At 66.6% G+C, this 13,462-nt stretch carries 13 protein-coding genes and 1 riboswitch; of the genes, 9 read left to right on the top strand and 4 right to left on the bottom strand.

Features of this window, described 5'->3' with window-relative positions; all coding sequences use genetic code 11:
• The first annotated feature begins 29 nt into the window (after positions 1–29).
• From BLT96_RS00600 to BLT96_RS00560, 9 genes are all read left to right on the top strand, one after another.
• Positions 30–2,645: a hypothetical protein gene (locus BLT96_RS00600; protein WP_172824959.1), complete on the top strand. Its 2,616-nt coding sequence runs from the start codon at positions 30–32 to the stop codon at positions 2,643–2,645.
• A 244-nt stretch (positions 2,646–2,889) separates the two neighbouring features.
• Positions 2,890–3,273, top strand: a complete 384-nt coding sequence (locus BLT96_RS00595; protein WP_090861170.1) for an FxLYD domain-containing protein — start codon at positions 2,890–2,892, stop codon at positions 3,271–3,273.
• Positions 3,274–3,720: 447 nt separating this feature from the next.
• Positions 3,721–3,804: riboswitch (ZMP/ZTP riboswitch) on the top strand.
• Positions 3,805–3,878: 74 nt separating this feature from the next.
• On the top strand, positions 3,879–4,529 hold the full coding sequence (locus BLT96_RS00590; RefSeq protein WP_090861169.1) for an IMP cyclohydrolase: 651 nt from the start codon (positions 3,879–3,881) through the stop codon (positions 4,527–4,529).
• 86 nt (positions 4,530–4,615) lie between these two features.
• Positions 4,616–5,794 carry a phosphoribosylaminoimidazolecarboxamide formyltransferase gene (locus tag BLT96_RS00585; protein ID WP_090846598.1) on the top strand — a complete coding sequence of 393 codons (1,179 nt, stop codon included), beginning with the start codon at positions 4,616–4,618 and terminating at the stop codon, positions 5,792–5,794.
• 342 nt (positions 5,795–6,136) lie between these two features.
• Positions 6,137–6,700, top strand: a complete 564-nt coding sequence (locus BLT96_RS00580) for an NUDIX hydrolase (protein ID WP_197674370.1) — start codon at positions 6,137–6,139, stop codon at positions 6,698–6,700.
• A 19-nt stretch (positions 6,701–6,719) separates the two neighbouring features.
• Positions 6,720–7,559, top strand: a complete 840-nt coding sequence (locus BLT96_RS00575) for a putative ABC transporter permease (RefSeq protein ID WP_090861168.1) — start codon at positions 6,720–6,722, stop codon at positions 7,557–7,559.
• A 64-nt stretch (positions 7,560–7,623) separates the two neighbouring features.
• Positions 7,624–8,202, top strand: a complete 579-nt coding sequence (locus tag BLT96_RS00570) for an SOS response-associated peptidase family protein (protein WP_245719285.1) — start codon at positions 7,624–7,626, stop codon at positions 8,200–8,202.
• Between the two features lie 99 nt (positions 8,203–8,301).
• Positions 8,302–8,568, top strand: a complete 267-nt coding sequence (locus BLT96_RS00565; RefSeq protein WP_245719284.1) for an AbrB/MazE/SpoVT family DNA-binding domain-containing protein — start codon at positions 8,302–8,304, stop codon at positions 8,566–8,568.
• 1 nt (position 8,569) lies between these two features.
• A complete protein-coding gene (locus tag BLT96_RS00560) occupies positions 8,570–8,980 on the top strand; it encodes a putative toxin-antitoxin system toxin component, PIN family (protein ID WP_090861166.1) in 411 nt (136 codons plus the stop codon).
• A 56-nt stretch (positions 8,981–9,036) separates the two neighbouring features.
• Here BLT96_RS00560 and BLT96_RS00555 read toward each other — a convergent pair whose 3' ends face one another.
• The 4 genes from BLT96_RS00555 to BLT96_RS00540 form a co-directional block, all read right to left on the bottom strand.
• Complete coding sequence (locus tag BLT96_RS00555; protein ID WP_090861165.1) at positions 9,037–9,732, bottom strand: 2-phosphosulfolactate phosphatase; 696 nt, start codon at positions 9,730–9,732, stop codon at positions 9,037–9,039.
• Positions 9,733–9,852: 120 nt separating this feature from the next.
• Positions 9,853–10,572, bottom strand: coding sequence for a lysoplasmalogenase family protein (locus BLT96_RS00550; RefSeq protein ID WP_090861164.1), 720 nt, complete (start codon positions 10,570–10,572; stop codon positions 9,853–9,855).
• 29 nt (positions 10,573–10,601) lie between these two features.
• On the bottom strand, positions 10,602–11,117 hold the full coding sequence (locus tag BLT96_RS00545; protein WP_090861163.1) for a nitroreductase family protein: 516 nt from the start codon (positions 11,115–11,117) through the stop codon (positions 10,602–10,604).
• A gap of 10 nt (positions 11,118–11,127) precedes the next feature.
• Positions 11,128–13,260 (bottom strand): cation:proton antiporter, encoded by a 2,133-nt coding sequence (locus BLT96_RS00540; protein ID WP_090861162.1) that lies wholly within the window; start codon positions 13,258–13,260, stop codon positions 11,128–11,130.
• Positions 13,261–13,462 lie beyond the last annotated feature (202 nt).

Genomic DNA, 13,462 nt, shown 5'->3' with positions numbered 1-13,462 from the left:
TGCACATCCCCACGAACGGAGTGACAGACATGAGCAAGACGAACGCATCCACCATCCCCCTTGGAAAGAGAATCGCGGCCGGCGCCATTGGCGCGGTGCTCGGCCTCAGCATGACCATCCCGTTTGGTGCCACGCAGGCCATCGCGGCGGAGTCCGGCACCACGGGCTCCACGGGCGAGAAGAGCGTGACGCACGGGGCCAGCACCGCCTCCACGGCAAAGCGCGAGGTCGTGTACACGAAGACCGACGCCACGGGCGCGTCCGGCGAATCCTACGTCGTGAACGCGTTCGAGACGCCCAGCAAGACGGACATCCAGGACCCCGGCACCTACGACAAGCTCACGAACCTCACCACCAACAAGAAGCTGGAGCAGAGTGACGGCAAGGTCGACCTGACGACCGTTGCGGGCGAGCCCTTCTACTACCAGGGCAACCTGAGCAAGGACACCAAGCTCCCCTGGAAGGTGCAGATAACGTACCGGCTGGACGGCAAGGTCGTGAGCCCAAGCAAGCTCGCGGGCAAGAGCGGCAAGCTCGACATCGAGCTCAAGGTGGACGGCCTCGACGACGACTCCGCCACGGCAGACTTTGCCAAGAGCTTCCTGCTGCAGGCGCAGGGCACGTTCCCCAACCAGAACTTCAAGCTTGACCAGGCCAGTAACGCCACCATTGCCACCAGCGGCAGCAACACCGTCCTCACGTACGTGCTCATCCCGGGCCAGAACGGCGACTGGCACGTCACGGGCGACGCGCACGACTTCACGTACGGCGGCTGGCAGATAGCCGCCATGCCGCTCGACTTGGACCTGGACGCCAGCAAGATCGACACCTCCGAGCTCACGAGCGCCACGGCCAAGCTGCAGGACGGCGTGGGGCAGCTGGACGCGGGCGGCGCAAGGCTGCGGGACGCCCTGGGGCTCCTCTCCAACGGCGCCGGCCAGGCGGCCACGGGCGCAGGCACGCTCGCCGCGGGCGCGGACCAACTCGCCGCAGGCACGCGCGAGGCAAAGGCCGGCACGGGCAAGCTCGACGCAGGCGCCGACACGTTGGCATCCGGCAGCGCGAGCCTCAGCAGCGGCAACGCGAAGCTCGCGGCGGGCGCAAGGCAGCTCAGCCAGGGCGCCGGCGCCCTACGCGACACCCTGCGCAGCCAGAGCGGCACGTTCGACAGGCTCGACTCCGGCGCAAAGCAGGTGTCCGGTGGCACGCAGCAGCTGTACCAGGCGCTTTCCTCCACCCTGCCCCAGCAGCTGCTCACGGTCAACCAGGGCCTCAACCAGACGCGCCAGACGCTCGACGGCATCCAGCAGAAGCTCGCGACCATCAAGTCGCAGGCAGGCACCATGTCCTCCGCCGCGCAGGGCGCCATCCAGCAGGCCGAGGCCGTCAAGAGAGACCTCACTGCGATCGAGCAGGGCACGGGCGGCCTCACAACGGCGCTGCAGCAGGCAGGCACGTCCGCCGGCACCGCACAGGCAGAGGCCACGGTCTCCAAGCAGGAGGCGGACGGCGCGAAGCAGGCGGCGGACGCGGCCGCAGCGAGCGCAGACTCCGCAAGCCAGCAGCTGGACGCGCTCTTGGCGGACACCTCGCTCACCGCAGACCAGCGCGCAAAGGTCCAAGCTGCGGACGAGCAGGCAAAGGCCGCCGAGAAGGGCGCGGACACGGCGTCGGGCTGCGCTGCCACGGCGTCGACGTATGCCGACAAGGCGGCGGGCGACTCCGGCAGCGCGCTCACCACGATCAAGGGCCTTGGCACTTCTCTGCAGGGCATGCAGACGGCAGGCGCGAAGCTCCAGAAGGACGCGGAGGCGCTCAAGGGCACACTCTCGCAGATGCAGGACGGCGTCAGGGACGTTGCCGGCGAGTCCTCGGACGTGCTGGCCAGCTCGCAGAAGGTGCTCGACGGCTCGCAGGAGCTTGTGGGCAAGACGCAGCAGCAGCTGGGAGCCATCGACCTGGGGCAGCTCAAGCAGCTGTCCGACGGCGCGGCGCAGGTATCGTCCGGCGTGAGCGCGCTCGTGGGCTCGCTCAAGGCCACGAGCGGCACCACCACGATCGGCGGCGCGGTTTCCGGCATCGCAAGCGGCGCCAGCCAGCTTGATGGCGGCGCCGCGGCGGCCGCATCCGGCGCAAGCCAGGTCGCGGGCGGGGCGTCGCGGCTCAAGGGCGGCCTCGACACGCTGGACTCCGGCGCCACGAGGCTCAACAGCGGTGCCGGCCAGCTCGCGTCCGGCGCGCACACGCTCGACGGCGGCCTCAAGACGCTTGCGAGCGGGGCGTCGCAGGCGCAGAGCGGCTCAGCCACGCTCGCTGACGGCCTCGACACGCTGAGGTCCTCCACCGACGGACTGGACCAGAAGGTCATCGACAAGCTCAAGGAAACCATCAGGCAGAAGCTCGGCCAGGACTACCAGCTGCACTCGTTCGTGGACCCGTCGAACACCAACGTGAGCGAGGTGCAGTTTGTCTACGTCGTGGACGGCGTAAAAGAGGCGAAGTCCACGGGCGAGAAGGGCGACGCCTCCAAGGGCGACTCGAAGTCCGAGTCCAAGTCCTCCAAGGGCGGCAGCGCCACGAAGAGCGAGTCGTTCATCGACCGGCTGGGCGCGCTCTTCTCGACAGGCAAGCACAAGGGCGAGTAGGCGACACGCGGCGGCGTGCCGAAGCGCGTGACGGCATGCGCCGCTCCAGCCAATAGGAAGCGCAAACGAAGGCCGCGCCACGTGGGAAGATCCCCGTGACGCGGTCTCTTTGTGCCCAGGCGGCCACATTCAGACCGCCCACGGAACCAAATTCGCGTAATGGCCCACAAATGGACGACGGAGCGACTTCTGGACCAAGTGGAACGAGACCTACGACAAGAGAACGGCTGTCATCAAGAAGTTCGTGGACAAGTATGACCTCAAGGTAAGTGACAAATACGCCGACACGTTGAAGGAGCTCATCGACAACGGCAAGGCCGCGCAGGCGCAGAACGACGAGAAGGACGCGGTAAACGCTCTCGTCTCCTCCCTTCAGTGGAGCACGACGGACGATGGGTACGGTAGCTACACGCCCACCGCAACCGGACAGAACACCACGAAGTACAACATCAAGGACCTCTCCATCGTTCTTTCCCTGTACGACCAGAGCGGCGTGAAGCAGGAAGAAACCTACACCAGCATCGATTCCTGGAAAGCAGGCGAGACAGTAAAGCTCGAGGCCTATCCGTCAGCCGCCCCAGCACGCGTCGAGGCATCGGTCGACTACTTCGACACTTCCAACGAGTAGCTTGGGTCGCCAAAGGTTTTCCAGCCACAACGGTGGGCCATCGCATCAGACGATGGCCCACCGTTTTTCATGCGGCGGCTCCCTGGGTGAATCACTTTCTGACAGATTGCGCTCCTGTCAGAAAGTGATGAGATTAGAGGGCCAATACATTGTGAAAAGGCCTCTTCAAGCACCACTATCCGACAGATCGCACTTCTGTCAGTTAGTGGTATTTCACTATCTGACAGGTCACGCTTCTGTCAGTTTGTGAGGGCTGGCAGGCACCACTATCTGACAGATCGCGTTTCTGTCAGGTAGTGGGGGTTCCTGAGGGCTCACTTTCTGACAGATCGCACTTCTGTCAGAAAGTGAAGCCCGCCGCAAGACTCGTGGGAAAACCGTAGCGCGGCGGCGCGTCACGACCAAGCGCGCGTCCCGCGCGGTGGCGCCGTGCTACAGTAGAGAGCAAGAACGCGCTGTTACTGACGGATAATCGTGGGCTACCACGGGGAAGCAGCGTGATACAAACCGCCGACCGTCTGGGCAAGCGCATTCCGAAAGGGGTGCCTTGCCCTTGTGCGTTTTGGGGCTGGCTCCCTTGGACTGCGCCAAGAGAAAGGGAGACCATGCAGGACCTGCTCGAGCTTTTGCGCAACAACCCCTACCCCGGCCGCGGCATCGTCGTGGGCAAGGGCCGCGTCTACTACTGGATCATGGGGCGCAGCTCCAACAGCCGCAACCGCGTCTTCACCAAGACGGAAGATGGCATCATGACGGAGGCACACGACCCCTCCAAGCTCGAGGACCCCAGCCTCATCATCTACCACCCCGTCCGCACCATGGGCGACGCGCTCGTCGTCACCAACGGCGACCAGACGGACACCATCGTGGAGAAGAACAGCTTCCGCGACGGCTGCATGGCGCGCAAGTTCGAGCCGGACGGACCCAACTTCACCCCGCGCATCAGCTGCATCGTGAACGCGGACGGCAGCTTCGAGCTGTCCATCCTCAAGGCGGAGGACCACGCCGCCACGGACGGCGGCCGCTGCGTGCGCGAGTTCTTCTGCTACGAAGGAGCGGACGAGGGCCACGGCTACTTCATCAGCACCTACCAGGGCGACGGCAACCCGCTGCCCAGCTTTGCCGGCGAGCCCGTCGAGGTGACCATGCCCGAGCCGGACGAGGTCTGGGCGGCCCTCAACGCGGACAACAAGGTGAGCCTGTACACGAACGTGGACGGCGACGTCCGCCTGTTCAACAAGAACCTGGGCGACTAGCCCCACATCCGCACCACACCGCACCCGCGCCGCGCCCGACGGGCGACCCCCATTGGCCGGCGCACAACCCAAACGAGAGGAACACCATGAACGAGCTGCAGCTCAAGTACGGTATGAACCCCAACCAGAAGCCCGCGCGCATCTTCATGAAGGACGGCTCCGACCTGCCCGTCAAGGTGCTGCAGGGCCGCCCCGGCTACATCAACTTCCTGGACGCGCTCAACTCGTGGCAGCTGGTGCGCGAGCTCTCGCGCGAGACCGGCATGCCGGCCGCCGCTTCCTTCAAGCACGTGAGTCCCGCCGGCGCCGCCGTGGGCAAGCCGCTTTCGGAGACCGACAAGAAGATCTACTTCGTGGACGACGAGGGCGAGCTCTCGCCCATCGCGTGCGCGTACATCCGCGCGCGCGGCGCGGACCGCATGAGCTCGTACGGCGACTGGGCCGCGCTTTCCGAGCCGTGCGACGCGCGCACGGCGCTCTACATCAAGCACGAGGTGTCCGATGGCATCATCGCGCCAGGCTACACGCCCGAGGCACTCAAGATCCTTGCCCAGAAGAAGAAGGGCACCTACAACGTGGTCCAGATTGACCCCACGTACGAGTGCGCCCCCACCGAGACGAAGGACGTCTTTGGCATCACCTTCGAGCAGGGCCACAACTTCTTCCGCATCAACAAGGACCTGCTGACTGACGTCGTCACCAAGAACAAGGACATCCCCGAGGACGCGAAGATCGACATGATCGTGAGCCTCATCACCCTCAAGTACACGCAGTCCAACTCCGTGTGCTACGTAAAGGACGGCCAGGCCATCGGCGTGGGCGCCGGCCAGCAGAGCCGCGTCCACTGCACGCGCCTTGCCGGCAACAAGGCCGACACCTGGTTCCTGCGCCAGCACCCCAAGGTCCTGGGCCTCAAGTTTGTGGATGGCATCCGCCGCGCCAACCGCGACAACGCGATCGACGTCTACATCAGCGACGAGCACGACGACGTCCTGCGCGACGGCGAGTGGCAGAAGTGGTTTGCCCAGAAACCTGAGGTCCTGACCCGCGAAGAGAAGGCCGCCTGGATCGCCACGCAGACCGGCGTGACCCTAGGCTCCGACGCGTTCTTCCCGTTTGGCGACAACGTGGAGCGCGCGCACAAGTCCGGCGTGAGCTACATCGCGGAGCCCGGCGGCTCCATCCGCGACGACAACGTGATCGAGACGGCAGACAAGTACAACATGGCCATGTGCTTCACCCACATGAGGCTCTTCCACCACTAGGACGTTCCACCACCAGGACGTGCCGCGGGCGAGAAGGACGCGTTCTTCTCGCCCGCGCGCCCTTTGGGACAGAGCACCCCATCTGCCCGTGCGGCAGCCTATCTCCGCCACAGGGCAGCCTATCTGCCCCATGCAACAGCCTATCTACGCCATTTTGCTATCATTTGGCGTAGATATTTTTTATGTGGCGTAGATGGGCTCCACCGCAGACTGTTTCGCCCTGAGCGCGATCATCCGCATGCCTGCGTGCGCCGCGCGCCCGCAGTGTAGAATGTCTGGTCAGACAGGCGTGGCCGCCCGCGCGGCCGGCCGCAGGCAACGCACGGCGAAGGCGAGAAGAGCGTGGAAGAGCGAATCGACATCTACGACGAGGACGGAAGGCCCACCGGCCGGACCATGGCGCGCAAGGGCTCGTTCCTGCACGAGGGCGAGTACATGCTGTACGTGCTCGCCATCATCGAGGACGCGTCGGGTCGCATCCTCATCACGCGGCGCGCGCTCGACAAGCACTGGGCGGCCGGCTGGTGGGAGGTCACCGGCGGCGGCGTGATGGCCGGCGAGACCTCGGCCGCGGCCGTCGTGCGCGAGGTACGCGAGGAGACGGGCCTCGACGTGTCCGCGGAGCCGCTTGCGCCCGTGTGGCGCTACCGCAACGTGGACCTTGCGCGCGGCGACAACTACATCGTGGACATCTACCACTTTCATCTGCACTTCTCGCCCGACGACGTACGCCTGCAGCGGCGCGAGGCCATAGGCTGCCAGCTCGCCACGCGCGAGCAGATCGACGCCCTTGCCGCGGACGGCGTCTTCCTGCACTACGAGCGCCTGCGCCAGGCCCTTGCAGCCGAGGCCGAGGGCGCCCCCGCACCCGCACCGCTCGCCGCCCCGCCGGCGGCCGGCGCATAGCGCACGCACGGGAGGCCGCATGGACATCTGCAGCTACGTGGCATGGTTTGGACTGTTTAGCGTGCTTGGCTGGGTGTACGAGTGCACCTACTGCGCCATCCGCACCAAGCGCTGGGACAACCGAGGCTTCCTGTTTGGCCCCGTCTGTCCCATCTACGGCTTTGGCGTGTCGGCGCTTCTCATCGTGGCACAGGCGCTCGCGTCCTCGGGCGCGACGTCCGCGAACGCGGCGTGGTGGCAGGTGTTCCTGTGCGCCAGCGCCGGCAGCGCCGTGCTTGAATACACCACGTCCTACGTGCTGGAGAAGTGCTTCCACGCGCGCTGGTGGGATTACTCCAACGTTCCGCTCAACCTCAACGGCCGCATCTGCCTGCCGTTCGCGCTCTGCTTTGGCGCGGTGGGCACGCTGCTGTACTACTTCGTGTGTCCGCTCTTGGGAGGCGCCACGGTCTCGCTGCCGCTTGCGGCCTGGGAGGTCCTCGCCCTTCTCACCGTGGGCCTTATGAGCGCCGACCTCGCGCTGACGCTTTCTGCCCTCACGGACGTGACGCAGCGCGTGGAGCGCAGCCGCGCGGACTTCGACGCCGTGATGGAGACGGCCGTGGACGACCTCGCCTCAGGACGCCGGCCGCTGGGCACGGACCTTGAGGCCGCCGCGCACCGCACCGCGGAGGGAATGTCGCTGGTGCAGCGTCGCACGCTCAAGAGCATCCGCAGCTACACCAACGAGCGTCGCGAGGAGGGCGCCGCCCGCCTGCGCCGTGCCGTCGCGCGCGTCGAGAGCGAGCGCCGAGCCCGCAAGCACGCAAAGAGCCGCGCGAATGACGCGGGCGCCACCGGCGCCGGCGACGGCAAGTAGGTGCGCCATGTGCCACCGGATGTCGCCCCTGCTTTTACGCGAGCTGCAGGAGGGCCTCAAGTACATGCAGGTCACGGGCCGTGCGCACGTGCCACGGCGCAACCCCTCCATCGTGGTGCCGGACGCGTACCCCGGCTCGCAGGTGCCGCTCTTCGTTCCCGAGGACGACGGCTCGCTTGCTGCCACGGAGCTGACGTGGGGCTTTCCCTCCCCCGCACAGGGCGGGCGCACGGTGTTCAACACCCGCATCGAGACGGCGCTGCGCCAGGCCACGGACGGACGCGGCATGTGGGCGGGGCCCGTCGAGCGCGGGCGCTGCATCGTGCCCGTACGCGCGTTCTTTGAGTGGTGGACCCAGCCCGGCGCCCCGCGCACCGGCGCGGACGACGCCCCGGGCAGGCGCGGCCGCCGCCCGCAGGTGGCGTTCCGGCTGGCAGGACACCGCATCTTCCTCATCGCGTGCGTGCGGCAGGGCGAGCGCTTCTCCGTCGTCACGACGGAGCCAAACGCGAGCGTCTCGCCCGTGCACAACCGTATGCCGCTCGTACTGGGACCGGGCGAGTCGAGCGTCTGGCTTGGCGACGACTGGCCGAGCCTTGCCGACCGCAGCGCCGTCCGGCTCGATCGCGAGCTGTGCGACTGACGGCGAACAGGGAACTCCACAACAACCTGCCGTACGAAAACGTCTGCTGGGGTATACTCTTGTTACCCTACTATCCCTACTTTTCCGGAAGGCCATACCATGTCTACCAAAATGTTTGTGGACAATGCAAAAGTTATGAGTAAGGGTCAGATAACCATTCCTAAAGATGTACGTAAGGTTCTTGGCGTCGATCCGGGAGACAAGGTGACTTTCATAGTCGAGGGGAACGTTGTCCGCGTAGTCAACGCCGCATCTTATGCCATGCAGGTACTTCAGAGTCAGATGCTGGGAACGGCGGAATCGGAAGGAATACTCAGCGAGGAGGACGTCGCCGATTTTGTTACCGAGCTCCGCTCGGAGGCCTGACGTGAGAATCTTCATAGATACCAATGTCCTTATCTCCGCCGCACTATTTCCAAATGGAGTAGCAGCCAATGCGTTTGAGAAGGCGGTATCGACCCCCAATGACCCCATAGTAAGCGACTATGTAATCGATGAGCTTAGACGCGTATTCGCACGCAAGTTTCCAAAGAAGCTGCCCGCTCTGGACACCTTTCTCGCTGCAATTTCATCGTGTATCGAGATAGTCGTTACCCCAAATCTGGAGATGGAAGAGGAGTCCAGAGTCCGAGATCCGAAAGATCGTCCTGTCTATAGAGCCGCAGAATTTGCGAAGTCAGACATTCTTCTTACTGGTGATAAGGATCTTCTCGAATCGGGAGTCGAACACCCTAAAATCCTCACGGCCAGCGACTTCCTTAAGCTGTCGGACAACTAGCAAAGCTTTCCCATTCTGCTCAATTACAGCAGCACGCTGACGACGCCTCTCCGCCCCTACAGGTCGAGCCGCGTGTTCACCAGCCGGCCATCGCCGTCCTTGCCCACACGGATCACGAAGTCGAAGCGGTCGCAGTCCACGCAGTACGGAAAGTCTGCCGCAGGGTACTGGGGCTGATTGGGATCGAAGAACTTCGCACCCGCGGTGTCGCGCAGGGCGGCAGCCTTGCCGGCCACGTCAAAGCCCTTGGCCGTGCCCTTGAGCAGCGCCTCGATGTAGCGGGCGCACAGCACGTCCTCGCCTGCGCTCGTGACGCCGGAGGTTCCCATCGCCACGATGGATACCTCGCGCGGGTCGCGACGCTCGATGTACGTGGCGACGGCGCGCGCGTTCGCAAGGCTCCCCGTCACGATCTCGTCCGCACCCGTGGCGTTCACGATGCCCTGCGTGCCGGCGCTCGTGGTGTGGATGCACGTGCGGCCCGTCAGGTCCACGCCAGCCACCTGCGAGGGAGAGTTGCCATAGTCGAAGCCTTCCACCTGCCAGCCTCCGCGCTCGCCAAAGCAGACCCAGTCAGGATGCGCCGCCTTGAGCGCCCGGGCCTCCTCCACGGACCCAATGGGATAGATCGCCTTCGCACCCTGCGCAAACAGGTAGCACTCGAGCGTGAACGCGCGGAACACGTCGATCACCACCGTGAGCCCACGCGCCTCGCGCGCGCCCTCGACAAGCTCCAGCACCCTTACGTCCATGTTGCTCCCTCCGCAGCCTCATGCGAGAAACACAGCCTACTGTAGCGCTTCCGCCCCACGCGCGCGGCACGCCACGGCGCCACCACACCCCACGGCGCCATGCAACGGCCCGCGCCGCCGCTAAACGGCAAGGCTGAGCGCGATGAGCATCTGCCCGGCATAGTAGGTGCCCAGGCTTGCCGCCCTCAGGCGCCGGCTGTTGACTCCCCCAAAGTTGTTGATGGCAAGCATCACGTCCGAGGCGAGAAACGCGACCGTCCCCACCGCGAGCGCGACCCCGGGCGCAAGGCGCGCAAGAGCTGCGGGCGCGAGCGCCACCGCCGCGGCACCCGCCGCGGCAAAGCCCACCACCGCCGAGGTAACCGCAAGGTAGGCGCCACCCGCGACGAGCTCCGCACGGCTCTGCACGACCAGGCGCGGCAGCACCGCAACGTCGACCGCCGTCGCGAGCGCACACGACGCCGCAAGCCCCCAGGCGGGTACCGCGCACGCGGGGACAACGGCCGCCAGGTAGGCGAGGTGCCCCAGCAAAAACGACGCGGCACCAACGTTGAAGAGCAGCCGCTTGCGCGACGGCCACACAAAGCGCAGCGCGTGCAGGACGTCCCCCACGGCACCCAGCGCCAGGCCCAGGCAGATCGCGACCGCCTCCGGACGCGGAGCCTCCACCGTGCCCGCACCACCCGTCGCGCCCGTGGCGCCCACCAGCACAAACGCCAGCGCGGCAAGGCCCTTCAGGACGGCCGCGCGCCTGTACGCGCCCACGCGGTCGGCACGCACGAAGCATGCCTGCAGGATGACGCCCGCAGTCGCGAGCGTGACCAGAAGCAGAGGCGCCATGTTCTTCTCCCCGTCTGCCGGTCCGCGCGCTAGCGGAAGTCCGCCAGGTCGCCCAGGGGCTTGCGCTGCGCATGCAGGTGCGAGGGATGCGCCTCGGGCGCGGCGTAGCCCAGGTCGAGCGCCAGCACCACGCGCTCGGACGCGGGCAGCCCCAGCAGCTCGGCAACGCAGGCATTTGGCAGGTAGTTGCACCAGAGCGTGGCAAGGCCCAGGTCGGTCGCCTGCAGCATGGCATACGTCGCCGCGATGGAGGCGTCCTGCTCGCCGGAGTGGACGCCCTCCTCCAGGGGGTTCTTCCAGTCCTGTGCCACGTCGTAGGTAAAGACGAGCACCGTGGGCGCCCCGTAGCGCATGGGCGTCAGCTCGTCGTAGCGCTCGAGCACGTCCGCGCCCCGGAGCACGTGGACGCGCCACGGCTGCAGGTTCTTGGCGCTGGGCGCCACGCGCGCCGCCTCGAGCACCTGGTCGAGCTTACCCCGCTCCACGGGGCGTTCCGAGTACTTCCTCACGCTAAAGCGCTCGCGCGCCAGATCTACAAACGCCATGCCCTTCTCCCTACTCCTCGCTCATCTGCAGCAGGTACACGTCCTCGCGCAGCTCGCCCGCCACGCGCCGGGACACCTGCCCCTCCGCCTGCAGGCGCGCTATCACGTCCAGCTCTATCCTCAGCGCCGTCGCATCCATGTCGCGGGCGTACTCGCGGGCCTTCGCGAGGTGCTCGCCAAAGCGCGGCGCAAACTCGTGCGTAAGCAGATTGTACGGCAGCGCATACGCCTCGTTGGAGTCCACGGGCACGTCGCGGCCGTAGTTGAGCCAGCTCCACAGCGAGCGCAGCAGCTGCTCGTGGGTTTCCCTGCGGATGCGCGCCGCCTTTGCCCGCGCCTCATCACCCGCGGCAATCACCTCGTCAAAGTAGTCCAGGCTCGCATACTCCAGCTCTATCGCATAGATGCAGGCCTGGCCAAACACACGGGCGAACTCCTCCTCGCCCGCGTGGTCGTCGGGGCGCGCCGCGTGCGCGGAGTGCCGCACAAGCGTTGCCGCGGCGGCGCCCAGCGCACGCCCGCGTGGCACCACGCCCTCCATCCGGCCCTGGTAGCCAACCAGGTGCCGCACGAAGCGCAGCCAGCGCACGTGCTCCTTCCAGTCCCGCTCGGAGCGCGTCCTCAGGTGGCGCGCGTGTAGCAGGTTGAGCGTGCGCGCCTGCCGGCGAAACTCCTCGCGCTCCACGGCGCGGTTCGCCTCCGCCACGTCGGCGTCGCTCAGGCGCTCCGCCGCCATGCGCATCTGGTAGCGGTCAAGCACAAAGCGCACGGCCGGCGCGTGGTCCGCGTCCGGCTCCTCCCCAAGCATGCGCGCGAGCTCCGCCGCGGTCCCCTCCAGCACCGCCATGGTCGCGCGTCTGCGCTCCCGCTCGCGCGAGCCATCGTCCGCCGGCTGAGGGGCCAGGCGCGGCAGCGCGGCGTCCGCGGCCAGAAGCGTCACGAGGATGACGCCGGCCGCAAGCGTCACCAGAAGGTCGCGCCCGGCAAACGGCGCCCCGCCGGCCACGGTTGCCGGCAGCGTCAGCACGATGGAAAGCGTCACGGCGCCCTTCGCCCCCGCAACGGTCGTCACCAGCGCGTCATGTAGCGCAGACCCGCCACGTCCGCACAGGCTCCCGCCACGCCGGCGATGCGCCACCTCCAGCGCGTACACCCACAGCAGGCGGCACAGCATGCTCGTGGCCGCGACGGCCAGGATCACGCCCAGCACCTGCGCGGGAACGAGCCCGTCCGCAAGCCCCGGCGCCGCCACGTGCGGCAGCTGCATGCCCAGCAGCACAAAGACCGTGCCGTTTATCAAGAACGACACGACAGACCAGAGCGACCCAGACACGAGCGACCTGCGCGCCTCGAACGTGGAGTGAAAGCGCGGGCGCGACGCCGCCATCACGATGCCGGCCGCCACCACGGCCAGGATCCCGCTCACGTGCAGCGCCTCCGCCACCAGGTACACCAGAAACGGCGCCAGTAGCTCGTACAGCGCGTGCGACGTCACGTCCTCCAGGCCAAGGTCCTCAAGCAGCCTGATGACGGCAGAAACCACGGCCCCCAGCGCCGCCCCCAGCACGATGCCGCCCACAAACAGCACCAGGAACGTGCCCGTCGCGTTTGCGAGCGAGAAGGACCCGGTCACCGCGGCCGCAACCGCAAACTGGAACGCGACGACGCCCGACGCGTCGTTTATGAGCGACTCGCCCGAAAGGAGCGTGGTCTGCCGGTCGCTCAGGTTGACGGAGGACTTGAGCGCCGTCACCGCGGCGGCATCCGTGGGGCCGAGGGCGCCGCCCAGGGCGAACGCCGCAGCCAGGGGTATGCTTGGCACCAGCCAGTGCAGCACGTAGCCCACCGCAAGCACGCTCGCCACCACGAGCCCCACCGCGAGCGAGAGTATGTCGGCGCGGCTCCGCCACAGGCGGCGCGGGTCGACCTCGCGGGTCTCGTTAAACAGCAGCGGCGCTATGAACAGCACTAGAAAGAGCTCGGACTCCACCCGCGCCTCGCGCACGCCGGGCACCAGCACGGATGCCGCCAGGCCCAGTATCACCTGCAGCACGGGAAGCGAGACCTTCTCGACCACGTGGTCCAGGACCGAGGACAGCCCCACGCACGCAAGCACCACCAATATGAACTCGAACTGCTCCAAGGAACCCCTCCCACGCGTCACGGCGGGCGCCAAAAGACCGGCCAAACCGCCCTGTTGTTGAGGAAACTATATACGAGACAGGCCTGCGCCCACGCGCGCGGCGCAGGTGGTTACGTGTATTGAACGTGAAAGCACCATGCGAGACCGCCCTTTTTGGGTACGAACCCCTAGACTGCAACCGACAACAAACCGCCCGCGTCGC

The sequence above is a fragment of the Parafannyhessea umbonata genome, from assembly GCF_900105025.1.
Lineage (GTDB): Bacteria > Actinomycetota > Coriobacteriia > Coriobacteriales > Atopobiaceae > Parafannyhessea > Parafannyhessea umbonata.
Note: the sequence above shows the minus strand (reverse complement) of the source record. Positions and strands in the feature narration are given on the sequence as shown.

What these genes read in the sequence shown, in the direction of transcription:
- BLT96_RS00600 (WP_172824959.1), top strand. Translation starts at nt 30, where the DNA reads ATGAGCAAGACGAACGCATCCACCATCCCCCTTGGAAAGAGAATCGCG.
- BLT96_RS00590 (WP_090861169.1), top strand. Translation starts at nt 3,879, where the DNA reads ATGCAGGACCTGCTCGAGCTTTTGCGCAACAACCCCTACCCCGGCCGC.
- BLT96_RS00585 (WP_090846598.1), top strand. Translation starts at nt 4,616, where the DNA reads ATGAACGAGCTGCAGCTCAAGTACGGTATGAACCCCAACCAGAAGCCC.
- BLT96_RS00575 (WP_090861168.1), top strand. Translation starts at nt 6,720, where the DNA reads ATGGACATCTGCAGCTACGTGGCATGGTTTGGACTGTTTAGCGTGCTT.
- BLT96_RS00570 (WP_245719285.1), top strand. Translation starts at nt 7,624, where the DNA reads ATGCAGGTCACGGGCCGTGCGCACGTGCCACGGCGCAACCCCTCCATC.
- BLT96_RS00565 (WP_245719284.1), top strand. Translation starts at nt 8,302, where the DNA reads ATGTCTACCAAAATGTTTGTGGACAATGCAAAAGTTATGAGTAAGGGT.
- BLT96_RS00555 (WP_090861165.1), bottom strand. Translation starts at nt 9,732, where the DNA reads ATGGACGTAAGGGTGCTGGAGCTTGTCGAGGGCGCGCGCGAGGCGCGT.
- BLT96_RS00550 (WP_090861164.1), bottom strand. Translation starts at nt 10,572, where the DNA reads ATGGCGCCTCTGCTTCTGGTCACGCTCGCGACTGCGGGCGTCATCCTG.
- BLT96_RS00545 (WP_090861163.1), bottom strand. Translation starts at nt 11,117, where the DNA reads ATGGCGTTTGTAGATCTGGCGCGCGAGCGCTTTAGCGTGAGGAAGTAC.